Source organism: Lentilitoribacter sp. EG35 (assembly GCF_040784015.1).
In the GTDB taxonomy this organism is placed as follows: Bacteria; Pseudomonadota; Alphaproteobacteria; order Rhizobiales; family Rhizobiaceae; genus Lentilitoribacter.
Window position 1 is genome coordinate 1 of the sequence record NZ_JBFNGQ010000003.1, and the last position, 19,396, is coordinate 19,396.

Consider the following 19,396-nt stretch of genomic DNA (forward strand, 5'->3'; position numbering starts at 1 on the left):
AATGTTTGGAAAGCTCAAAGATTGGAGACGCGTCGCTACACGCTATGACAGATGCCCAAACGTATTCGTCTCCGCAATCGCACTCGCCGCAACCGTCTTATTCTGGTTATGAGTCCTGAGCCTAAGCTACCTAACGGCGGTCACGCGTCCGCTTTTGCAGCTTGTTTTATTGGTATAATCATAGCGTGATGGTGAGGCTTTGATCAGCGGTGCGATATCGCTATCGGGCGTAATCTCACCGCCCAAGCCTATAAACAATTCGGATATGTACCGTTCGCCATTATGACGTTTGCAATCGATAAAGACTTTATCTGATGCCCCCTGCCCGAAAGCCTTATCAAATGCACCATAGATCGCATCGTCGCTCAGGAACTTGCCGACATTTTTCTGAAATAACTCGGCTACAATTGAATCATTCACCTGATCGAGCATAAGAACAGTATCGCGATAATATTCCTGCGCATCGGCACCCTTGCTGGCATTTGTGTTGTACTTTTCATAACAAGTGCCGTGTTTGGTCCATTCATGGCGATGTAAAAACCCCGATTGAATGCCCGGCATTTTGGTTTGCAGCTCATTTCGTAAGTCTTTCGAGATATCGATGGATGAAAATGCCTTTCGCCGCGCGTTGCATTTCAACGGCCTGTCAAGATGACAGTAACAGGGATAAAGTGCCTTATCATCAAGATCATTGGGCCATAGACCATGGATGGAAAACTGTGTGGCATACACATCGCTTGGACGAAGCCGCTTACACTCCCTTGCCCGCTTACCATCTTCGCTGAGGCAAAATGTCGGCAACCAGCTTAAAGCAAGAAGATTTTCAATCTCGCCAACACTCTCAGCTGGTTGGAGAATTTGTGTTTGAGGTTGCGGCTGTGGTTTAGGCTTTGGCACTTCAATTTTTGCAGCCATTCCGGCGTCATCAAGAGCAATGACACCGCACTCTGCCGCCACCCAGCGGTTCGTGGTCACTGGTGCATTGGGTATGATCACCTGATAATGCGTCGGAGTTTGACTGTTAAGTGCGATCAACTGATAAATTTCGCCAATCCGAACCATCACCTCGCCCGGATTATCCGAACGCAGCTTTTTGTTGGCCGCACATTCTGCCACAGCTTCAAACAAGCCCTTTGTTTTAACGCTCGCAGGCGCATGTAAGCTTGAAGCAAGCAACATCATAGAAGTTACAACGAACATAAGGAACTTAACTGGGAACGGGCGCATCTCATCTCCAAAATGGCATCAACACACGCAAGGCTCACGCTTTTGTGCAAATCTGTCAATTCATTCCGTGCGTAAAGATTGCTATATCAACATCAACGTTGAAAAACTTGATAAAAACAGGATTACATGATGAGTTTGAAATCAAACAGCCCTCACCGTCTTATGCGCGGAATTCTCGCTTCAGCTATTCTTGCTGGTGTAGCTTTATCCAGTCAAACTGCATTTGCCGAAACTAAATCTGCGTATTTTGCAGGTGGTTGTTTCTGGTGCATCGAAAAAGACTTCGAACATGTTAAGGGCGTCAAGGAAGTTGAATCCGGTTATCAAGGTGGCACAATTGAAAACCCGACTTATAGAAACCATCCTGATTACATTGAAGCCGTGCGCATTGATTATGATCCATCTGTTGTAGATTATGCTTCACTGTTAAAAACATTTTTCCGCACTGTTGATCCAACGGACCCAGGTGGCCAATTCTGCGATCGCGGTCATGCGTACACAACAGCAATTTTTACCAGCGATGAAGCCGAATTAGAAGCAGCTAATGCCGCAAAGCTTGAAGCGCAAGATGCTTTGAGCCAGCCAATTGCGACTGTTATTCGTGATTACTCAAAATTTTGGTTATCCGAGGGATATCACCAGAATTACTATAAGAAAAACCCTGTTCGCTATAAATATTATCGTTTTCGCTGTGGTCGCAACCAAACTGTAAAAAAACTCTGGGGTGATCAAGCATACCTTGGCGTTGACCACTAGAAAGTTATGCAAATCAAAGGCCTAGAGCTAATGTTTAAACTTGTGAAAAAAATACTCTTAAAACGGATCGCAACAGTGTTGCGTTTTGTTTTGGATGTTGAAAAATGGGAGTTTTCCAGAACAAACTACATGGCAGAGCCTGTTTTAATTCCGATCAAAACTTCTCATGCTGAACGCAGAACCCATCACTGAAGGTTTTGCAAAATATAATGATCCCGGGACAATCTCCAAGTCTCAGATAAGGGGTCCCAAATATCGGTGCCTTGCACCGCCATTTCAAAGAATGCGTATAGCCGCTACTACACACATTCTTCGCAAGGCACCGATCTCTTTATTAGGGCACTACAATTTGTGCCTGAGTGATATATTATCTTAAACGAATAGCATTTCATAAAATTCAAATATGATAAGCTTAATCTGTGATCTATATTTGGAGAATAACTATGCATGTTCGCGGAAAATGCCATTGCGGCAATATTGCATTTACAGCCGAAATTAATCCTGACAGAGTCAGAATTTGCCACTGCACTGACTGCCAGAAGTTATCAGGCTCACCGTTTCGAGTTGTTGTTCCTGTTTCTGAAAATAAATTCAATTTATTATCCGGCAATCTCAAACATTATATCAAAGTAGCTGAAAGCGGAGATAAACGCCAACAAAGCTTTTGCCCAGACTGCGGAACACCGATTTATGCGACATCTGTTGGTGATAGTAATGAACCAAAGAAGTTAGGTATTCGCCTGGGAGCTATAGAAAACGGCTTTGAGATGGTTCCCAAAAGGCAATTCTGGGCAGCATCGGCGGTCAAATGGCTCGGACAAATTTCAAATGTTCGCTCATTTGACCGACAATGATACACCTTGCGTGATTATCATTTCTCAGCCGTAGCCTTAAAGCCTGCATTCATTTCAGCTAAAATCGGCGGAACGCCAACTTTAAACCAATCAAGCATGAGCGGCACCAGCATGCCGGAAAAATATTCCGTGTGCGTAAGTTTAGTGCCGCCATCAACCTCTTCTAATTCAAACTGCTTATCGTTGGTGAAGATAAGTTCAGCGCCCATTTTCGCACGCCATCGGTATGAGGTTCCTTTATCCAATTCGACGATAGTCGGATCATAGGCAGGGCCATTTTCGCCTGCCTCTTCACCACGCATGGTGAGCGATAACTTACGTCCTAACACCACATTGCCACTGGCCTCATTGATCGCAGAATTATTCTCCGCCCAACTGTTGATATCCGTCACAGCTGCCCAAACCTTATCTTTAGGCGCTGCGATTACTACTTCACTGGTGATTTCATGTATATTTGGACTTTGTGTAAAGAGATAAAAAATCCCGACAAGCAGAACAAAGCCAATAAACTGGAAAAAGCGTTTCATCAATTGCTCCCTACGCCTGCAACTCTGCAAGAATTTGCTCGATGATATTGAAGCCAGAGCCCCAACCGCTGCTCATACGCTCAATCATACCAGCAAATGCAGCAAGCTCGTCATCTGTCGCATTCATGGGTCTTTGGGTCAGCGTCACCTTGGTTGTGCCACCCTGATCATCTTCAAAGAGGAACTCCAGAAAAAATAAACGCGGCCAGTTTGGCATCATCATGCTGGGTTGCGGGTTCCAATTAGCATCTGTTGAGGCAAGTTCAAGGGTGATTGTCTCCCCCTCCTCAACCTCGATAAATGTCATAAGCGAATAGTCAGACATTTGGGTTCCATCTTTGCCCTTCATGCGCATTTCATTGCGCCATACGCCACCAGGACGAACATCTAACTCGTGAATAATCGTTTCCACACCTGGGCCATACCACTTGGCGAGCAGCTCAGGATCAGTCCATGCTTTCCAAACCAGATTGCGTGGTGCTTTGAACTCTCGTTCCATTACAAATGTCGGTAACTCATTCATCTTTTATTTCCATTATCTTTACTTGTTTTTTGCGTTTGCATTGTCTCTAAAAGGCCATCGAGTTGATCAAAACTGGCACCCCAAAAGTTCCTGAAGTGCTCCAGCCATTCCACAGCCATTGCCATATTCTGAGCCTTCAATCTTGCTGGTCGCCGCTGCTGATCAATATCGCGCTCAACAAGCCCTGCCCGCTCTAACACCTTCAAATGTTTAGATATTGCAGGTTGGCTCATCGTAAATGGTTGAGAGATTTCTTGCACCGTGGCCTCGCCATCCACCAAACGAGACAGAATTTTTCTCCGCGTTGGATCAGCAAGTGCCGAAAAAATAGCATCCAGATTCGCCTCTCCTTGAGAAGGTGTTGCATAATGGTTTGTGTAGTTAAATGATTCCATAACCATATGGTTATATAAAGAAAGGCACTTGTCAAGTCCGCTTAAATATCTGTATTCAGCCCAGGAGGAAAACACATGACCTACGAGGAAGCTTTGGAAAATTACAAAACTCTCGCCGAGAGCGAATTTGGCGAAAAGGTCAAGGGCAAGGCCAATCCATACACGTCTATAAATGGCAATATGTTCAGCTTTTTGGATAAGGAAGGCACGCTTTGCCTGCGCCTATCAAAAGCCGACCTTGCGAACTTTATGGCCGAACACGATGTTCCTCCTGTTAAGCAATATGGTGCCGTGATGAAGGACTATGTCTCCATCCCTCACCCCGTATTAGATGATCAAAAACGCCTCAAGGAAGTCTTTGGTAAATGTCTGGATAATGCGAAATCTCTGCCAGCAAAGCCAACAAAGAAGAAGAACTAAAGCCCCTCAAGCAGCATTAAAGTGCATTCAGACGCGCCTTCGCGGATTTTCCGAACGGGTGCATATTCGTCGCAATTGATAAAGTTTCGGGCACTTTCCATGCTCGGAAACTCTATCAATACAATGCGCGTTGGCGACCAAAGTTCTGTCTGTATAACATCCATCTCACCACCGCGCGTTCGATACTGGCCACCAAATTTTTCAGCAATGGGGCGCGCCACTGATTTATATTTCTCATAAGCCTCATGATCATTGATCTTCGTATCGATTAGTAAAAATGCAGACATTGAACACTCCACGTAGTGTATGAATTTATGCCATAAGATCATTTGCCGTGAACAATTTCAACAGAATATATTGACAAGACACATCATGTATGTTGACTAAAGCAACATATAAAATGATTTTAGCAATAAAGGTAAAACATGCTTGCGAACGAGATTGATAATCAGGTGTTGAATGTAAGGCACTTTAACCGTTTTCACACCAAATTGGTCGGTGCACTTAACGAAGGATTACTCGCTTCGGATTTTTCGCTTGTGCAGGTACGGCTCATGTATGAGCTGAACCACAATGACAATCTTGCTGCCAGTGATCTTATGGATATATTAAAGCTTGATCGCGGCTACCTCAGCCGTTTGATAGCCTCATTGGAAGAGCAAAACCTTATTTCGAAGACGCCTGATGCGAACAATGGCAAACGCATGGTGCTTTCGCTCACGGACAAAGGAAAACACGTTGAAGATCAACTTGAACAGCTTTCTTCCCAGCAGGTAGCTGATCTTATTCGCCCGTTACCAAATACCGAACGGCGGCAATTGGTGCGCTCTATGCAGCATATTGAAAAGCTGCTCAGCACTGAACCTGCCGAACCATCTTACATATTGCGCGACCCGGAACCGGGCGATTTTGGCTGGATTATTCATCGTCATGGGGTTCTCTACACAGAAGAGCAAAATTGGGATATCTCGTTTGAGGGCGTAGTGGCTGAAATCATTGCTGAATATCTTAAAAATTATAATCCCAAACGTGAACGAGCATGGGTGGTTGAACATGCGGGCAGCGTTGCTGGTTCAGTGTTTGTTACCGAAGGTGATCAAAGTGTGGCAAAGCTTAGATTGCTTTATGTTGAACCAAGTGCACGCGGGTTGGGCATAGGCGCACGGCTGGTGTCAGAATGCATTAAATTCGCACGCCAAAAGGGATATAAACGTCTGACATTATGGACTCATTCCGTGCAAGAATCTGCTGGCAAAATTTACCGAGCGCAGGGCTTTGAAATGACAAATGAAACTGAGATGGATGTCTTTGGCCAAACGCTGAAGCGGCAAAATTGGCAGATTGAGCTTTAGTTCAGTTCGCCCGAAATACATTTCGGTGCAAACAATTTCAGCTTGATCGGGGCTTGTGGAATTGAAACAACTGATCTAAAAGCGCCTTCCTGCTCGTTTTCACATCAAAGGTTATTTCATGACCAATAAATCTACCCCTGTTCTGGGTATAGATTTTGGCACGTCCAATTCTGCCGTTGGATATGTCAAATCTGGCTCGCCGTACCTCATCAATATCGAGGGAGATGAGACCACGCTTCCAACTGCAATTTTCTTTGATGTTCGCGCGCAAGAATGGTGCATTGGCCGAGCGGCTAATCAATCGCTTATCAGAGGTGATGAAGGGCGATATATGCGTGCGCTCAAGAGCATTCTAGGAACGTCTTTGCTGCATGAACGTCGCTGGCTTGGCGGCAAACTCGTGACCTATGCGGACATCATCTCCAACTTTTTGCAACAAATCAAAACACGGGCTGAAACTCAAGCAGAACAGCGCTTCGACCATGCGCTATCTGGCCGTCCTGTTTTCTTTCATTCTGCAAGCGAGACAAAAAATGCCAAAGCACTGAAAGACCTTACCCAGTGCTATATCAACGCCGGATTTAAAAGCGTCGAGTTTATGTACGAGCCAGAGGCGGCTGCAATTGCTAATGGCGGCATCGACAAGAATGAACTCGCGCTGATTGTTGATATCGGGGGTGGTACGTCCGATTACTGCCTGTTTAAAAGCGCTGACATCGGCATCGATGTTTTGGCGTGTAATGGTGTGCGTGTTGGTGGCACAAACTTTGACCGAAGCCTGTCCATCGACCATGTTATGCCTCTGCTAGGCCACAGGGAAATGATCCGGCGCGAATGGGGCAATGATACATTGCGCGCACCAAATCACATTTTTCAAGACCTTGCCACATGGTCAAAAATTCCATCTCTTTATGCAGAAAAACCGCGTGAACTTGCAGCAGACCTTCATAAATTAGCGCTGAATAAAGAGCCGTTTACCAGGCTTATCACCGTGCTTGAAGAAGAGATCGGCCACGACATTGCATTTGCGGTGGAAGATGGCAAAATCGAAACCAACAACAATGGCCAAAGCGATATTGACCTTGCTTTCATCGAGGCGCAATTATCTGCACAACTAACTTCAGAAAAACTTGGCAAAAGCCTTGAAGAACATGCAAAAAACATCAGTGACGCGGCGCTTGAAACACTCCAACTTTCTGATTATACCGCCGATCAGGTGGACAAGGTTATTTTCGTTGGTGGTTCCAGCCATATGAAAATCATTGAGCAGAACATCGCGCCGCATTTCAAGGGGGCAGACCTGTTGTACTCCAACGCATTCACCGCCATTATCGATGGTTTAGCGATCGCATCGGGGCGCTAGACAAGCACTATCCGCGCTTCGCAAGTTTCGGGTGGCGGGCTGTGAAATTCACATGTTAGTTCGGCTCTCAAGACACTTTATTTTGGAGCTGGATCATGGAATTTATAATACGCGGATTGCCCGTTGAGAATTACAATCACATGTTTGGGATGACAGATGCCGAGCTGGCGACACATGGCGCAAAGCGATATGTCTGCAATGCCAAAGCGAGTTTTCCTGATCGAATTGAAATGCGTGATGCGGAGATTGGCGAAACTTTGCTGCTTATCAACCACACAAGCATGGATAAAAACACGCCTTACAAAGCCTCACATGCAATTTTTGTGCGTGAAGGCGCAACCAAAACCTATGAGAGCCGAAATAAAATTCCGCCCATGTTGTTTGATCGCATATTATCGCTTCGGGCATTTGACCAAGCGGGAATGATGCTCGATGCTAAAATCGCGACAGGAACTGAAATCAAAACATTTATTGCACAGGCCTGGAAAAATGAGAACATCGCTCATATTGATGCCCACACAGCAACGCGAGGCTGCTTTATGGGGCGAATTGAACGCTGATGATCGGCCGCTTTTGCATCAAAAATGTCAGGTATTCTGAGGCTCTAAAATCTCTATTCTATTGCCAAACGGGTCATCTATATAAAAACGGGAGTAGCCCGGAAGATCACTATCACTTTTTGTCGCGCAGCCCCCAGCCTCGCATGATTTTTGAAAGGCATTAATATCCTTTACCAAAAGCGCAGGATGGGCCTTTCTCGCTGGTCGAAAATCCTTTTCCGTTCCAAGATGAAGTTTGAGCGAACCTTTTTCAAACCACACACCACCACGACCTGCCAATGGAGCGGGTTTAGCTACCTCATTTAGCCCCAAAACATCACGATAAAATCCGCGTGCCTTGTCTTCCTCGCCCTCAGGCATTGCAAGTTGAACATGATCAAGTGCGTAAATTTCAGCCAATTAGAACCTCCAGGATTGGGATAATCAAACCCTACTTAACGCAATAATGCTATAATTGAAAACGGGCAAGCCAGTTGCAACACTTACCCGCCAAGCAACAATTCAGGCTGGGAAAGAATGCCATTTTTAATGTGGTTTTTCATCTGCTCGCCATCAAAATATTGCTCTTCTTTGATTTTGCCACCCTGCCAATGTTGCCAACAAAGCCCGTCAATTTGGTGTTTATTGCCATCTTCGGTGACAAAGGATGATTGATTGCGAAATACGCATATCTGCTTGGCTGGCAACATTTTTACATCAGTAATTTTGCCCTCTATGGAAACAGCTGCGCGAATATATGGCTCCTGTTTTTTTCGGCCTTCCTCGGCAGAGCTGGCGAACACTTCACCGTTGGCATACATCACACCAGATATGTCGAAAAACTGATCAAAAGCCTCCAACGGTTTACCTTCATTTAACAGCGTTACTTGCTGCTTCACACTCTTTTCAAAATCCACCGACTTTGCTCCTTTTCAATTAGTTTAGGTCAGAACATATCAGGAACAAAATATAAAGCCAGAGAAAATAGAACTAACCATCAACTAAATCCTGCAAAATTTTGGCAACCAATGTTTCAACCGCTGATTTATCTGAGTTCTCAGTTGTTTTAACGCCAACAACGCGGGCGGTGAAATCAAAACCAGCCAGAAAGGAGCCAATGAGGGCCGCACGTTCGAATTTATTTTCGCCTTGAAGCCTTGCGGCAAGAGGTTTGGTGAATTGCTCATCGAGTGTTTTTTTCAAAACATGGACAGCATCTTTGCTGGATGCTGCTCTTATGAGCGCCAATGTCGGGTCATATTCACCCTCAAGGTTTTTGTGCACAAAATGGCCTGCTACCCGTGCGCCAAAATCCTCCATCGGGCCTTCAATCAAAGGCGCTAAAGTCAATGTCGGGGGAATGGCTTGTGTAAACAACCCTTCCTTGGAGCCAAAATATCTACTGATCAGTGCAACATTAACCCCTGCCCGTTGCGCAATCTCGCGCGTGCCGGCGCTGTCATATCCCTTGTTCATAAAAACCATGCGCGCGGCCTCCAGAATCGCTTCTTTGGTGGCTTGCGCATCGCGCTTTCGGGTGGGTATGGCGTTATCTGAGCTATTTTTGGGCATGAATATTTTTTGTAATCACTTGTTGACTTACAGAATACACTACTTATATAAACACTTGATTACTTAATTGCAACCAACCGCGAGCCCCTAAACTTCGAATGTAGGATGGCGCTCCTCTTGAGGATACGAACATGACAAACCCGATTTATGACACATCCAAGCCAGCCCTTGTGACAGGCGCAACGGGCTATATCGCAGGTTGGCTGGTCAAAGGCCTGCTTGAGCAAGGCATCACAGTGCACGCGGCGGTGCGCGATCCATCAAATAAGGAAAAGCTTGCGCATCTAACTGCACTTGTGAAAGATAATCCTGAGCAGCTTAAATTCTTTAAAGCGGACCTGCTTAATGATGGCGCTTATGATGAGGCTATGGCCGGATGCGGTGTCGTATTCCACACAGCCTCGCCTTTTACCTCCTCATTTAAAGATGCTCAGAAAGAACTGGTTGATCCCGCCGTCAACGGTACACGCAATGTGCTGGAAACTGCGAACCGGACAGATAGCGTATCCCGCGTTGTTGTTACATCCTCATGCGCGGCCATTTATGGCGATGCGATTGATTGCCAATCCATGCCAAACGGTACATTGACCGAGGAAATTTGGAACACGACCTCGCGTCTTGATCATCAAGCTTATTCCTATTCCAAAACACAAGCTGAAAAAGCGGCATGGGATATTGCCAAGGCGCAGGACCGCTGGAAACTTGTGGTGATCAATCCTGCATTCGTTATGGGGCCTGGCGTTACGCTGCAACCCAATTCTGAATCTGTTGCGGTTATGAAACAACTTGGCGATGGCACTATGAAAATGGGTGTGCCACATTTTGAAATTGGCATTGTCGATGTGCGTGATGTGGCAGAGGCTCATATGCGTGCCGGATATATTGCAGATGCGGAAGGCCGCCATATAACTTCGGCCAAAACCATGACATTGCTTGAGATGGGGCAAACACTTGAGAAAAAGTTTGGCTCCAACTGGCCCTTCCCAAAATCAACGGCACCAAAATGGCTGTTATGGCTTGTGGGTCCAATTGCCAATAAGATGTTCACCCGCGAAATGATATCCAAAAATGTGGGCCATGCGTGGAAAGCGGACAATACCAAATCCAAAGAAAAACTCGGTATAACTTACCGCAGCACCGAAACTGCTGTGATTGAAATGTTTGATCAAATGATTGATGCAGGCGTTTTTAAAAAGTAGGTTCGTTCTTGAAGAACTTTAATAAAGATTGGCAATAATACACAATAAGTAGTATTGCCAATTTCGTTAGCCAGACGTATCTTTTCTTCAAATCAAAAACCTTCGAAAGTACCGTATGTCTAAACCAAACTCTCGTTTTGAACCGATAGTCTTCGGCTTTTTACTGACATTTATGATGACTGCTTTTGTCTCAGCGATTTCTATTTTCAGAACCACAGGCTTTGTCGATAATTTTATCTCGCTTTGGCTCAATGCGTGGATGTTATCTTGGGCGGTGGCATTTCCGATTGTTTTATTTGTTGCCCCGCTTACGCGCAAAATGGTTGCGCGTATTTTTAAAAACTAGTTGCGGGTTTGATATGCACTACGCCACGAGTGCTTTTAGGGATGAGCGCAATGTCTGGGCTAGTTCTGGATCGGCAAATGCACCCTTTTTGCTGTCAAACTTTTCGCTAAATGGGCCAACGGAAAAACTTGCTTTCAGATCTGATCCGAAAAATGGCGCAGAATCATTGGCAACGCGCAACACGTTTGCACCACCGCCGGGCCCAATAGAACCTGACATATGCATAACTTTTTTATCTTGAAAGACTTTCATCTGAATACGGGAGGCCCAATCGAAAATATTTTTATAAGCGACGGTGTAATTGCCGTTATATTCTGCGAATGAGATGATCACCGCATCAGCAACGCCAATTTTGTTGAAGAATTTATGAGCTAAATCCGGAACTCCGCCTTCTGTCTCACGCTCAGGAGAAAAGATCGGCATTTCATAGTCGTTCAGGTCAATAATTTCCACGTCAGCATCCTCGGCAAGATCGGTTTTCAATACCTCAGTTGCGTGAGTAACGAGTTGTTTATTAATTGAATTTTTGTGGTTCGTAGCTGCAAATGCGAGAATTTTCATGTCATCTACCCTTGATTTAGATTAGAACTTTCCCCATATATTTCATATTACATTTATTTATCATAGATGCCAAAAAGCGCTAAACATGCGCATTTTTGCAGCATATAAATTGAGGCGATTGAAGCGAGGCTCTTTTGGATAACTGGAATGAAATTCGTACGGCCGCACAGGTTGCCAAATTAGGCACCATTAGTGCGGCATCAGAAGTGTTGGGCGTACACAGAGCTACCGTCACCCGCCATATTGATGCGTTGGAAAGCTCCTTGGGTGGTAAGCTTTTTCAGCGGCATACACGCGGGTTCACCCCCACAGAGCTGGGGCAAGAATTGCTCAGAATTGCAGAAGCAACAGATGAACAATTCTCACAGCTTCGACGCATATCCGACAAACATTCAACGGAACTTACAGGCGATCTGATCGTTACGTCAATTGAAGCGCTTGCACCTTATATCCTACCGCTTCTTGCAGAATTCCGAGAGCAACATCCGCAGGTAAAAACGAAATTTCTGCAAACTGGTGATGTGATGAAACTTGAATATGGTGAAGCACATATTGCGTTTCGTGCCGGTTCAGAACCGCAAAACCCGGACAATGTAGTGCAGCCATTTATCGACCTTGACGTCGCGCTTTACGCCGCCAAAAGCTATGTTGCAAAATATGGCAAACCTACTTCAATCGATGATTTCCCGAATCATCATTTTGTTGGCCCAATGGATGCAAATCCGCGGGCACCGTTTTACAAATGGCTAACGCAACATGTTGGGCCTGATAACATTGCTTTTGCCAGTAATCATGTCCCCATTAGCATTCAGGCAGTGCGCGGTGGCAACGGCATCGGTTTTCTTACGGTCCGTGAAGTTACACCTCATGATGATCTGGTCGAAATCATGCCATCCAGACCTGAATGGGCAACAAAATCGTGGCTTGTTACACATGTAGACCTTCATCGTTCACCCAAGATACAAGCGTTCATGAATATCTTAAAAGCCAATCGTGCGAACCTGTAAACGGCTGTATGACACTCTATCCGGCCAACTCAATGAAAGCTTTATTGATCTGAAACCGCTATTAAAAATTATGGGTATATTGCTGGCATTTTTCGCCGTCCTGTTCATTCTTGGGCAGTTTTTTGGTATTTTGACAGTGGAGAATGTGACATTGGGGCTACAAGGCGCCAGCGAGATTGATGCGCTAACATTGTCTGCCATGATCATTGTCCTGTTATGCGTCGATATATTCATTACCGTTCCAACGCTTACAATTACGCTTTTGGCTGGCTTTTTTCTAGGATTCCCACAAGGTGCACTTATTGCGCTAATCGGCACAAGTTGCGCAACATTTTTAGGCTATGTGATGGGTGGAAGATGGGGTGAACCTGCGATTGGGAAAATTATCCGGAATGATGCAGATATCATTGACCTTACAGCAACATTCCACACCCATGGTCCACTAATGATAACGCTAGCGCGTGCTGCCCCTATGGTGCCAGAAATATGCGCATTGCTGGCTGGCGCGACCAATATGAAGTTTGGACGTTATGCGCTTTTCCATTTTATCGGTACTCTGCCCTATGTGGCGATTGCATCCTATGCTGGCTCAGTCTCAAGTGTGGATGATCCCATGCCGGCAATCTATGGCGCCATGTTTTTGTATGCCATCGGTTGGGGCAGCTGGTTTTTATTTCGCAAGTGGAACCGGATTAAGACCTAACTTTACGTTGATTTTTCACGCGTGAATGAAATCAGCAGACCGGCAATGACAATAATCGTGGTGCCTATCCAAAATGCAATTCCTGGAACATCGGCAAAGACAAAATAGCCCAAAATAGCTGCGCTAACAATTTCCAGATATATGAATGGTGATAAGACTGATGCTTGCGCATATTGAAATGCCAAAATTGTCATACCGTGGGCTGTGATGGAAACAATACCCATAAATAGAAGTAAAAGCAGCTGATCGGTGGTTGGCATTGACCAATTTAGGACAGCAAAAGGAATGAGAAAGACCATTCCCACAACACATTGGAAACAAAGTGTTTTTATCGGATCACTGGCTTGCGCTGTCATACGCGTTGTCACCATATACAAGCCATAAAACAGGCCAGCAAGCGCTGCAAAAATAACTCCATTTTCCATCTCAACACGCGGGTTTATAATGATTAAGGCACCTGAAAGCCCCAAGATCAAAGCGATGGTTTTCACCCAAGTCAGCTTCTCTTTAAGAACAATTACCGCGAAGACTGTTGCAACAATGGGCGCAATCATTGTGACCGCAACTGTGGTCGCCAAAGGCGTTGTTGAAATGGATATAAAGAAGCAAAGCATTGCCGAAATTATGAAGAATGTTCGCGTAAAGTGTGATTTGATATTACGCCTTGGAAAGATATTCCGGCCAAATTTGCGCATCGCAATGGGAACGATGAAGAGTGAAGCGGCAAAATATCGAGCCCAGGAAAGATAAAGCGGCGAAAGCTCTGCTGATAGGTATTTGGCAATCGTATCGACCACCGGAATAAGCAACATTGCCAATGACAGAAGGAAAATACCACGTGGAGCATTTTGTTTGGGTAAGGAGTGATTGCCGGACATCGTAAAACCTCTAACTAATTCGCAAACTTTGTAAAGCAAAAACAGGCTGACGCCTCTTTAGAGGTTTTTACGTTAATCGTAGGAATTAATTGATTTTCCTAAACCGCAAAACCATGTAAAACCTTAACCAAATCGAGGAGAGTTGAAGATGAAAGACACCATGATTGCGGGTTTAACACATGAAACGCGCGTGACTGTGACCAAAGGCCTGACTGTGCCGGAAGTATCGGAGCACTTTAAAAGCTTCCACACGATGCCGGAAGTTTTTGCAACAGCCTATATGGTTGGTTTTATGGAGCTTTGCTGCATCGAGTTAATGGCAGCTCATCTTGATAATGGCGAAGACAGCGTTGGCATTGATATCAATGTTGATCATAGCGCACCAACGCCAACAGGTATGGAAGTCACGGCGCACGCGGAACTCATAGATGTAAGCAAACGCGTTCTAACATTTGAGGTTACAGCATCAGATAATGCCGGTACAATCGGCAAAGGCCTCCACAAACGGGCGGTTATCAACGCTGAAAAATTCAATCAAATGGTGGCTGATAAGTCGCGCAAATACGCCTGATATATATAGATAATTGGGCCTGACTTCGCAGGCACGTCAAGCATGTTTAGCAGGCGAGTGCGGCATTACGACCTTATCTTATAGGCTTAATAACTTGTAAAGAAAATCTTGATCGAATCCTGCCGCAAACAGGAGAACGATAATGTCAAACAACACAATAAGAGAGAATATACAAAAGGCAATAGGCGCACACGGCGCTTGGAAAATGAAGCTTAGAACTGCCATCACTCACGGCAGTTCTGAAATAACGCCCGACAAGGTCAGATGTGATGATCAATGCGAATTTGGTAAATGGCTTTACAGCCCATCTATCGATCCGCAGACACGTAATGGCAAGCCATATCAAGTCGTTCGTCGTTTGCATGCAGAATTTCATGTTTGTGCGGCAGATGTGCTGGAACACGCTGTCAATCAACGCGCGCAACAAGCGGGCGAGCTGATTGAGGGTGAATTTGCCGACCGCTCGAAAATACTTACTAAGGCTCTCACTAAATGGAAAGGTGAGCTGACCGGCTAATCCTTCAGCACGGTCGGAACACCTTGTAGACAGTCCCTTGGTTCAAGCTGAATGGGATATAGCCACCATAAACTGACTAATGTCACTAAAAAGAAATTTGATGGCGCGCAGATTAATGCTGCGCACAATCATTCTATCTTCCAGTATATTTTGGAGGTTGGCGCGCAATCCAGGCGTCCAGGCCTGCAAGAACATCAGAAGTTGCGGCCATACGGGCAAATTGCTCACGCTCAATTAAAAGACCTTCCTCAATTGTCGTATTGATCCCTCTCGTCACGGCGGCAATAATCCTGGACGCGGCCAAAGGTGAATGCTTGATAATGCGCTCCGCCAAATCAAATGCCGCCGGTAATAATTGATCGTGCGGTACAACTTTATTGACCAATCCGAGCTCATAGGCTCGCTGCGGCGAAAATGTATCTCCTGTCAAAAGAAGTTCTAGTGCTCGCTTGCGGCCAGCAAGTCTTGGCAATCGTTGTGTTCCACCAAAAGTTGGAGGAATTCCAATATTAATCTCCGGTTTTGCAAACACCGCGTTTTCGCTCGCAATGGCAAGATGAACAGCTTCTGTAATCTCACAACCACCACCGAAAGCAATACCGTTCACGGCGGCGATAATGGGTTTGGGGAATGCCTCAAGCCGCGCAGTCATGGACTGCCCACGTTTGCAAAAGTCTTTGACGGAAATATCCACACCAGCCTTAATGCTCTGGGTAAATTCGTGAATATCCCCGCCCGCTGAGAAGGCTCGCTCACCCGCACCAGTGATAATAACAGCACGGACGTCTGCATCCTCTTCGATCAAATCCAGCAAATTCATAAGCAAGTCATTTGTTTCGTAAGACAGCGCGTTCAACTTTTTCGGACGGTTTAGTTTCAAAAGCGCAATAGATTTATGGCTCTCGTAAATTACAGGTTCAGACATGAAGTTCTCCATTAAATGACGAAATCATATCAAGAGTTTAAATTGACATACACTCACTAATGAGTATACATAATTATGCCTGCCAAAAAACCCACTGCAAAAGATCGTATTCTGGACGCTGCAAATCGATTATTTTATGCTGAGGGCATTCGCGCTGTCAGCGTCGATGCCATATCCGCCAAAGCCGGAATCACCAAGAAAACACTCTATTATCATTTTAAAAGCAAAGATGACCTTATCGAAGCTTATCTGGCATCACGCGATCAACCTAATCTTGCGCTTTACAAAAAATGGTTTGATGAAACTGAAGGTCAGCTCTCCGATAAAGTTGAAGCGATATTCATAAACTTGGCACGCTCTGCCCGCCATCCAAAATGGAAAGGCTGTGGATTTTTACGAACCGCGGCGGAATTAGCCAACATGCCGGGCCATCCTGCGATGAAAGTTGGCGCGGCACATAAGAAGAAGTTTGAGCAATGGTTACGGGATATATTCGCTCAACAGGACATTGATAATCCAGAACAATTGGCGCGGCAGATTGTGCTGCTGATGGATGGGGCTTTTTCAACTGTATTGGTTCACCGTGACCCAACATATATAGAATCCGCTGGCCACGCTGCAAGGATGATGATCAACCTTGAGTGAATTTCGATCCTGTATCGAACAAGTTAACTTGATAGTTTCCGGTGCAACAAAATTGCTAGGCGTTATCTCGCCCCCACACAATTTTCGACCATGCCTTCTCGTGAAAGAAATAGCACAAAAAACCGACAATAGCGCTGACAATAGCGATACCACCGCCAGCGGTGAACGAGCCGGTAAACAGGTAACCAATAAATGTCATGGCAATTAGTCCGGCAAGTTGCCAGGTGATCGATTTAACGATGAGTCGTTTGTTCGTGTCCATTTGAGCTTCCGGTAACGATTTACTTTCACGCCGTAATGCTAGTTCAAATTTTATGATCTGGACATTTTGTTTTTACGCTGCAATAAATCTCTTTTGGTGATTAAAATCAACAATGGTGATTTATATGGATAAACGAGATCGTTCCAAACTGTTCAAGCAACGTCTACTTGAAGCGATGGAGCAAGAAAAGACCTCTCGCAGTGAACTGGCCAGAACAACAGGCGTTGACCGTTCTACTATTGGTCAGCTTCTCAATATGGATATACCACGATTACCCAATGGCCAGCTCGTTGCTGATCTGGCATCCGCGCTTGGTGTGAGTGCCGACTGGCTTTTGGGATTAACGAACAGGCCAGAGCGACCGGGCGACATTATCGCAGCGGCAATGGCGCTACGTCCGGCAGAGCGCAGCTCTACCGATGAGCAACTTCTAAGTTGGCACGAAGAGGCAGCGGGATATAAGGTGCGCCACGTGCCAGCAACTTTGCCAGATATTTTAAAAACTGAACGTGTTTTGAACTGGGAATATTCATCATTTCTCGATCAGCCAGTTATTCCGGCAATCACAGCTCTACGCGACCAATTGAATTGGTTGCAATCAGGCGTTTCCGATTACGAGATTTCGTTGCCCATTCATGAATTACAGGCCTGTGCGGAAGGAACAGCATATTATGAGGGACTTGAACAGAAAATTCGATATGAGCAGTTGGAATTTATCGCAGATACATGCAGCCAGATGTTTCCCAGATTACGGCTTTTTTTGTTTGATGCGCATAAAGTATTCAGCGCACCTGTTACGATTTTTGGCCCGGGCCTTGCCGTCATTTATGTTGGCCAATGCTATCTGGCTTTTCGTGAAACAGAACGCGTTCGCTCTCTCAGCGACCATTTTGATTGGCTTGTCCGCGAAGCCAAAGTCGATGCGCGACATGTCCCAGACTATATTCACTCGCTGCTAAAACGATAAGTTAGGATAGTCATGGTTCGGTCCAATTGCGTAAAGGCCCTACCTTTATTCCAAACATTCCGAATTTTTTATGGACTGTCTCGCAAGTGAGACAGTTTCTCACCCGATGCTACTCTCCACTACGGCGCTCTACGAATTGAGCAGGCATAATCAAATGACAATTGTTCTAAATTGAGATATGAAGTTACAATGAGACACGAAGATCTTGTTCTTTCCACTGTTGAATCCCGTAAGGCGGCAGCACACAGCTCAGTCGCAGCTTCATGGTCGCGCTCTGTCCAGCGTTATGGCTTGGACCCCTCTGGCAAACGCTGTAGCGATATTGTTGACGAGCAGGAACTTTCATACCGGCGCGAGGCGATGGAGCAATTTTTGCAAATTGCATCGCCAAAGCTGGATCGACTGTTCGGTCTGGTCAGCGCATCGGGTTGCGCGGTCTTTCTGACTGATAATGAAGGCGTCATTCTTGATCAGCGCTGCAAAGAAGGCGATCTTAACTCATTTCAGTCATGGGGATTGATGGCTGGCGCTGACTGGAGTGAACAAAGCGAAGGTACAAACGGCATTGGAACTTGCATTGCCGAAGATAGAAGCCTCATCATTCATCGTGATCAGCATTTTTTCTCCAAAAATACGGCTATGAGCTGCATTGATACGCCAGTTTACGGTTCGGATGGTCGGATCATGGGTGCGCTGAATATCTCTTCTGCTCGGGCTGATCAGACCGCTGAAATCAATAAAATGATCGCAGCAATGGTATCTCAGTCAGCCAAGCAGATTGAGAGTGATAATTTTCGCGCTACTTTTTCGGGCGCACGTATCACATTGCTCAATACTGGTGATACAGAAAAGAACGCACTGATTGCCATTGATACTGATGATGTCGCCATTGGCGCAACACGAGATGCGCGCCAACTATTTGGTTGGGAGAAATTTGGCGAATTCGCACCCATGGCCGCAAGAGATATTTTTGGCGGCAGTGATGATAAGCTCGAAGCATTTGACCGCGCCCAGCGAGCGGCCATGGTTCGCGCCCTCACCCGCTCAAGTGGCAATGTATCGCAAGCTGCACGTGCGCTGAATATTGGCCGTGCCACAATGTATCGCCGCATGAAGCGTTTTGGTCTGATTTAACACAAAACCAACGCAACATCACCAAATGCAGAAAACTGTCTCAGCAAAGAGACAGTTTGAAATTTGCTCCCCATTGGTCATCCTGACATTCAATATCGCCCATGACATCCTCCTTAGTAGCTGCTGACTTACACAGCTTTAATTACAGGGAGG

General features: G+C 45.6%; 27 protein-coding genes and 1 pseudogene. 16 read left to right on the forward strand and 12 right to left on the reverse strand.

The window, feature by feature from the left end; translation table 11 throughout:
• Window positions 1-112 (forward strand): annotated as a pseudogene (locus tag AB2J24_RS06255) (IS5/IS1182 family transposase); the annotation flags it as partial.
• A 14-nt stretch (window positions 113-126) separates the two neighbouring features.
• Here the strand turns inward: AB2J24_RS06255 and AB2J24_RS06260 are convergent.
• Entirely contained in the window at window positions 127-1,227 is a 1,101-nt protein-coding gene (locus AB2J24_RS06260; protein WP_367384846.1) for a ribonuclease T2 family protein, read from the reverse strand.
• Between the two features lie 129 nt (window positions 1,228-1,356).
• Here AB2J24_RS06260 and msrA point away from each other — a divergent pair, with 129 nt between their 5' ends.
• Both msrA and AB2J24_RS06270 read left to right on the forward strand, forming a co-directional pair.
• Complete coding sequence (gene msrA / locus AB2J24_RS06265) at window positions 1,357-1,983, forward strand: peptide-methionine (S)-S-oxide reductase MsrA (protein ID WP_367384847.1); 627 nt, start codon at window positions 1,357-1,359, stop codon at window positions 1,981-1,983.
• Between the two features lie 443 nt (window positions 1,984-2,426).
• On the forward strand, window positions 2,427-2,837 hold the full coding sequence (locus tag AB2J24_RS06270) for a GFA family protein (RefSeq protein ID WP_367384848.1): 411 nt from the start codon (window positions 2,427-2,429) through the stop codon (window positions 2,835-2,837).
• Window positions 2,838-2,854: 17 nt separating this feature from the next.
• Here AB2J24_RS06270 and AB2J24_RS06275 read toward each other — a convergent pair whose 3' ends face one another.
• Genes AB2J24_RS06275 through AB2J24_RS06285 form a run of 3 tightly spaced genes read right to left on the reverse strand, consistent with a single transcriptional unit; the run spans window position 2,855 to window position 4,282 of the window.
• On the reverse strand, window positions 2,855-3,364 hold the full coding sequence (locus AB2J24_RS06275) for an SRPBCC family protein (protein WP_367384849.1): 510 nt from the start codon (window positions 3,362-3,364) through the stop codon (window positions 2,855-2,857).
• A gap of 10 nt (window positions 3,365-3,374) precedes the next feature.
• Window positions 3,375-3,887, reverse strand: a complete 513-nt coding sequence (locus tag AB2J24_RS06280) for an SRPBCC family protein (RefSeq protein ID WP_367384850.1) — start codon at window positions 3,885-3,887, stop codon at window positions 3,375-3,377.
• A complete protein-coding gene (locus AB2J24_RS06285) occupies window positions 3,884-4,282 on the reverse strand; it encodes an ArsR/SmtB family transcription factor (protein WP_367384851.1) in 399 nt (132 codons plus the stop codon). Before AB2J24_RS06285 ends, AB2J24_RS06280 begins: the two co-directional genes overlap by 4 nt.
• A gap of 75 nt (window positions 4,283-4,357) precedes the next feature.
• Between AB2J24_RS06285 and AB2J24_RS06290 the strand changes: the two genes are divergently transcribed.
• Entirely contained in the window at window positions 4,358-4,702 is a 345-nt protein-coding gene (locus tag AB2J24_RS06290; protein WP_367384852.1) for a hypothetical protein, read from the forward strand.
• Here AB2J24_RS06290 and AB2J24_RS06295 read toward each other — a convergent pair.
• Window positions 4,699-4,989 carry a DUF1330 domain-containing protein gene (locus AB2J24_RS06295; protein WP_162651435.1) on the reverse strand — a complete coding sequence of 97 codons (291 nt, stop codon included), beginning with the start codon at window positions 4,987-4,989 and terminating at the stop codon, window positions 4,699-4,701. The two genes, AB2J24_RS06290 and AB2J24_RS06295, sit on opposite strands and share 4 nt — an antisense overlap.
• Window positions 4,990-5,127: 138 nt before the next feature.
• Between AB2J24_RS06295 and AB2J24_RS06300 the strand changes: the two genes are divergently transcribed.
• The 3 genes from AB2J24_RS06300 to AB2J24_RS06310 all read left to right on the forward strand — a co-directional run bounded on the left by AB2J24_RS06300 (window position 5,128) and on the right by AB2J24_RS06310 (window position 7,977).
• On the forward strand, window positions 5,128-6,054 hold the full coding sequence (locus AB2J24_RS06300; RefSeq protein WP_162651436.1) for a bifunctional helix-turn-helix transcriptional regulator/GNAT family N-acetyltransferase: 927 nt from the start codon (window positions 5,128-5,130) through the stop codon (window positions 6,052-6,054).
• 118 nt (window positions 6,055-6,172) lie between these two features.
• Entirely contained in the window at window positions 6,173-7,417 is a 1,245-nt protein-coding gene (locus AB2J24_RS06305; RefSeq protein ID WP_367384853.1) for an Hsp70 family protein, read from the forward strand.
• A gap of 95 nt (window positions 7,418-7,512) precedes the next feature.
• Window positions 7,513-7,977 (forward strand): DUF1203 domain-containing protein, encoded by a 465-nt coding sequence (locus AB2J24_RS06310; RefSeq protein WP_367384854.1) that lies wholly within the window; start codon window positions 7,513-7,515, stop codon window positions 7,975-7,977.
• Between the two features lie 27 nt (window positions 7,978-8,004).
• Here the strand turns inward: AB2J24_RS06310 and AB2J24_RS06315 are convergent, their stop codons facing one another.
• From AB2J24_RS06315 to AB2J24_RS06325, 3 genes are all read right to left on the reverse strand, one after another.
• Window positions 8,005-8,376 (reverse strand): VOC family protein, encoded by a 372-nt coding sequence (locus AB2J24_RS06315; RefSeq protein ID WP_197742769.1) that lies wholly within the window; start codon window positions 8,374-8,376, stop codon window positions 8,005-8,007.
• 83 nt (window positions 8,377-8,459) lie between these two features.
• Window positions 8,460-8,873, reverse strand: coding sequence for a hypothetical protein (locus tag AB2J24_RS06320; protein ID WP_162651439.1), 414 nt, complete (start codon window positions 8,871-8,873; stop codon window positions 8,460-8,462).
• A 73-nt stretch (window positions 8,874-8,946) separates the two neighbouring features.
• Entirely contained in the window at window positions 8,947-9,528 is a 582-nt protein-coding gene (locus AB2J24_RS06325) for a TetR/AcrR family transcriptional regulator (RefSeq protein WP_162651440.1), read from the reverse strand.
• Window positions 9,529-9,659: 131 nt separating this feature from the next.
• Between AB2J24_RS06325 and AB2J24_RS06330 the strand changes: the two genes are divergently transcribed.
• Both AB2J24_RS06330 and AB2J24_RS06335 read left to right on the forward strand, forming a co-directional pair.
• Window positions 9,660-10,727 carry an NAD-dependent epimerase/dehydratase family protein gene (locus tag AB2J24_RS06330; RefSeq protein ID WP_367384855.1) on the forward strand — a complete coding sequence of 356 codons (1,068 nt, stop codon included), beginning with the start codon at window positions 9,660-9,662 and terminating at the stop codon, window positions 10,725-10,727.
• Window positions 10,728-10,842: 115 nt separating this feature from the next.
• Window positions 10,843-11,073 (forward strand): DUF2798 domain-containing protein, encoded by a 231-nt coding sequence (locus AB2J24_RS06335; protein ID WP_162651442.1) that lies wholly within the window; start codon window positions 10,843-10,845, stop codon window positions 11,071-11,073.
• Between the two features lie 18 nt (window positions 11,074-11,091).
• Here the strand turns inward: AB2J24_RS06335 and AB2J24_RS06340 are convergent, their stop codons facing one another.
• Complete coding sequence (locus AB2J24_RS06340) at window positions 11,092-11,634, reverse strand: NADPH-dependent FMN reductase (protein WP_367384856.1); 543 nt, start codon at window positions 11,632-11,634, stop codon at window positions 11,092-11,094.
• A gap of 134 nt (window positions 11,635-11,768) precedes the next feature.
• Between AB2J24_RS06340 and AB2J24_RS06345 the strand changes: the two genes are divergently transcribed.
• On the forward strand, window positions 11,769-12,641 hold the full coding sequence (locus AB2J24_RS06345) for a LysR family transcriptional regulator (protein ID WP_367384857.1): 873 nt from the start codon (window positions 11,769-11,771) through the stop codon (window positions 12,639-12,641).
• Window positions 12,628-13,344, forward strand: a complete 717-nt coding sequence (locus AB2J24_RS06350) for a TVP38/TMEM64 family protein (RefSeq protein ID WP_367384858.1) — start codon at window positions 12,628-12,630, stop codon at window positions 13,342-13,344. Before AB2J24_RS06345 ends, AB2J24_RS06350 begins: the two co-directional genes overlap by 14 nt.
• Window positions 13,345-13,346: 2 nt before the next feature.
• Here AB2J24_RS06350 and AB2J24_RS06355 read toward each other — a convergent pair whose 3' ends face one another.
• Window positions 13,347-14,222, reverse strand: a complete 876-nt coding sequence (locus AB2J24_RS06355) for a DMT family transporter (protein WP_367384859.1) — start codon at window positions 14,220-14,222, stop codon at window positions 13,347-13,349.
• A 148-nt stretch (window positions 14,223-14,370) separates the two neighbouring features.
• Here AB2J24_RS06355 and AB2J24_RS06360 point away from each other — a divergent pair, with 148 nt between their 5' ends.
• Window positions 14,371-14,793, forward strand: coding sequence for a thioesterase family protein (locus AB2J24_RS06360; protein ID WP_367384860.1), 423 nt, complete (start codon window positions 14,371-14,373; stop codon window positions 14,791-14,793).
• A 142-nt stretch (window positions 14,794-14,935) separates the two neighbouring features.
• Window positions 14,936-15,310 (forward strand): CZB domain-containing protein, encoded by a 375-nt coding sequence (locus AB2J24_RS06365; protein ID WP_367384861.1) that lies wholly within the window; start codon window positions 14,936-14,938, stop codon window positions 15,308-15,310.
• A 133-nt stretch (window positions 15,311-15,443) separates the two neighbouring features.
• Here AB2J24_RS06365 and AB2J24_RS06370 read toward each other — a convergent pair whose 3' ends face one another.
• Window positions 15,444-16,235 carry a crotonase/enoyl-CoA hydratase family protein gene (locus AB2J24_RS06370; RefSeq protein ID WP_162651448.1) on the reverse strand — a complete coding sequence of 264 codons (792 nt, stop codon included), beginning with the start codon at window positions 16,233-16,235 and terminating at the stop codon, window positions 15,444-15,446.
• Between the two features lie 75 nt (window positions 16,236-16,310).
• Here AB2J24_RS06370 and AB2J24_RS06375 point away from each other — a divergent pair, with 75 nt between their 5' ends.
• A complete protein-coding gene (locus tag AB2J24_RS06375) occupies window positions 16,311-16,880 on the forward strand; it encodes a TetR/AcrR family transcriptional regulator (protein WP_162651449.1) in 570 nt (189 codons plus the stop codon).
• Window positions 16,881-16,935: 55 nt separating this feature from the next.
• Here the strand turns inward: AB2J24_RS06375 and AB2J24_RS06380 are convergent, their stop codons facing one another.
• Window positions 16,936-17,142, reverse strand: a complete 207-nt coding sequence (locus tag AB2J24_RS06380; RefSeq protein ID WP_367384862.1) for a DUF2061 domain-containing protein — start codon at window positions 17,140-17,142, stop codon at window positions 16,936-16,938.
• Between the two features lie 124 nt (window positions 17,143-17,266).
• Here AB2J24_RS06380 and AB2J24_RS06385 point away from each other — a divergent pair, with 124 nt between their 5' ends.
• Window positions 17,267-18,109, forward strand: a complete 843-nt coding sequence (locus tag AB2J24_RS06385; protein WP_367384863.1) for a helix-turn-helix domain-containing protein — start codon at window positions 17,267-17,269, stop codon at window positions 18,107-18,109.
• Window positions 18,110-18,298: 189 nt separating this feature from the next.
• A complete protein-coding gene (locus tag AB2J24_RS06390) occupies window positions 18,299-19,243 on the forward strand; it encodes a GAF domain-containing protein (RefSeq protein WP_367384864.1) in 945 nt (314 codons plus the stop codon).
• The last annotated feature ends 153 nt before the right edge of the window (window positions 19,244-19,396 follow it).

What these genes read in the sequence shown, in the direction of transcription:
- AB2J24_RS06285 (WP_367384851.1), bottom strand. Translation starts at nt 4,282, where the DNA reads ATGGAATCATTTAACTACACAAACCATTATGCAACACCTTCTCAAGGA.
- AB2J24_RS06390 (WP_367384864.1), top strand. Translation starts at nt 18,299, where the DNA reads ATGAGACACGAAGATCTTGTTCTTTCCACTGTTGAATCCCGTAAGGCG.
- AB2J24_RS06370 (WP_162651448.1), bottom strand. Translation starts at nt 16,235, where the DNA reads ATGTCTGAACCTGTAATTTACGAGAGCCATAAATCTATTGCGCTTTTG.
- AB2J24_RS06335 (WP_162651442.1), top strand. Translation starts at nt 10,843, where the DNA reads ATGTCTAAACCAAACTCTCGTTTTGAACCGATAGTCTTCGGCTTTTTA.
- AB2J24_RS06290 (WP_367384852.1), top strand. Translation starts at nt 4,358, where the DNA reads ATGACCTACGAGGAAGCTTTGGAAAATTACAAAACTCTCGCCGAGAGC.
- msrA (WP_367384847.1), top strand. Translation starts at nt 1,357, where the DNA reads ATGAGTTTGAAATCAAACAGCCCTCACCGTCTTATGCGCGGAATTCTC.
- AB2J24_RS06300 (WP_162651436.1), top strand. Translation starts at nt 5,128, where the DNA reads ATGCTTGCGAACGAGATTGATAATCAGGTGTTGAATGTAAGGCACTTT.
- AB2J24_RS06260 (WP_367384846.1), bottom strand. Translation starts at nt 1,227, where the DNA reads ATGCGCCCGTTCCCAGTTAAGTTCCTTATGTTCGTTGTAACTTCTATG.
- AB2J24_RS06380 (WP_367384862.1), bottom strand. Translation starts at nt 17,142, where the DNA reads ATGGACACGAACAAACGACTCATCGTTAAATCGATCACCTGGCAACTT.
- AB2J24_RS06385 (WP_367384863.1), top strand. Translation starts at nt 17,267, where the DNA reads ATGGATAAACGAGATCGTTCCAAACTGTTCAAGCAACGTCTACTTGAA.
- AB2J24_RS06375 (WP_162651449.1), top strand. Translation starts at nt 16,311, where the DNA reads ATGCCTGCCAAAAAACCCACTGCAAAAGATCGTATTCTGGACGCTGCA.
- AB2J24_RS06330 (WP_367384855.1), top strand. Translation starts at nt 9,660, where the DNA reads ATGACAAACCCGATTTATGACACATCCAAGCCAGCCCTTGTGACAGGC.
- AB2J24_RS06280 (WP_367384850.1), bottom strand. Translation starts at nt 3,887, where the DNA reads ATGAATGAGTTACCGACATTTGTAATGGAACGAGAGTTCAAAGCACCA.
- AB2J24_RS06325 (WP_162651440.1), bottom strand. Translation starts at nt 9,528, where the DNA reads ATGCCCAAAAATAGCTCAGATAACGCCATACCCACCCGAAAGCGCGAT.
- AB2J24_RS06360 (WP_367384860.1), top strand. Translation starts at nt 14,371, where the DNA reads ATGAAAGACACCATGATTGCGGGTTTAACACATGAAACGCGCGTGACT.
- AB2J24_RS06365 (WP_367384861.1), top strand. Translation starts at nt 14,936, where the DNA reads ATGTCAAACAACACAATAAGAGAGAATATACAAAAGGCAATAGGCGCA.
- AB2J24_RS06340 (WP_367384856.1), bottom strand. Translation starts at nt 11,634, where the DNA reads ATGAAAATTCTCGCATTTGCAGCTACGAACCACAAAAATTCAATTAAT.
- AB2J24_RS06270 (WP_367384848.1), top strand. Translation starts at nt 2,427, where the DNA reads ATGCATGTTCGCGGAAAATGCCATTGCGGCAATATTGCATTTACAGCC.
- AB2J24_RS06355 (WP_367384859.1), bottom strand. Translation starts at nt 14,222, where the DNA reads ATGTCCGGCAATCACTCCTTACCCAAACAAAATGCTCCACGTGGTATT.
- AB2J24_RS06275 (WP_367384849.1), bottom strand. Translation starts at nt 3,364, where the DNA reads ATGAAACGCTTTTTCCAGTTTATTGGCTTTGTTCTGCTTGTCGGGATT.
- AB2J24_RS06295 (WP_162651435.1), bottom strand. Translation starts at nt 4,989, where the DNA reads ATGTCTGCATTTTTACTAATCGATACGAAGATCAATGATCATGAGGCT.
- AB2J24_RS06310 (WP_367384854.1), top strand. Translation starts at nt 7,513, where the DNA reads ATGGAATTTATAATACGCGGATTGCCCGTTGAGAATTACAATCACATG.
- AB2J24_RS06305 (WP_367384853.1), top strand. Translation starts at nt 6,173, where the DNA reads ATGACCAATAAATCTACCCCTGTTCTGGGTATAGATTTTGGCACGTCC.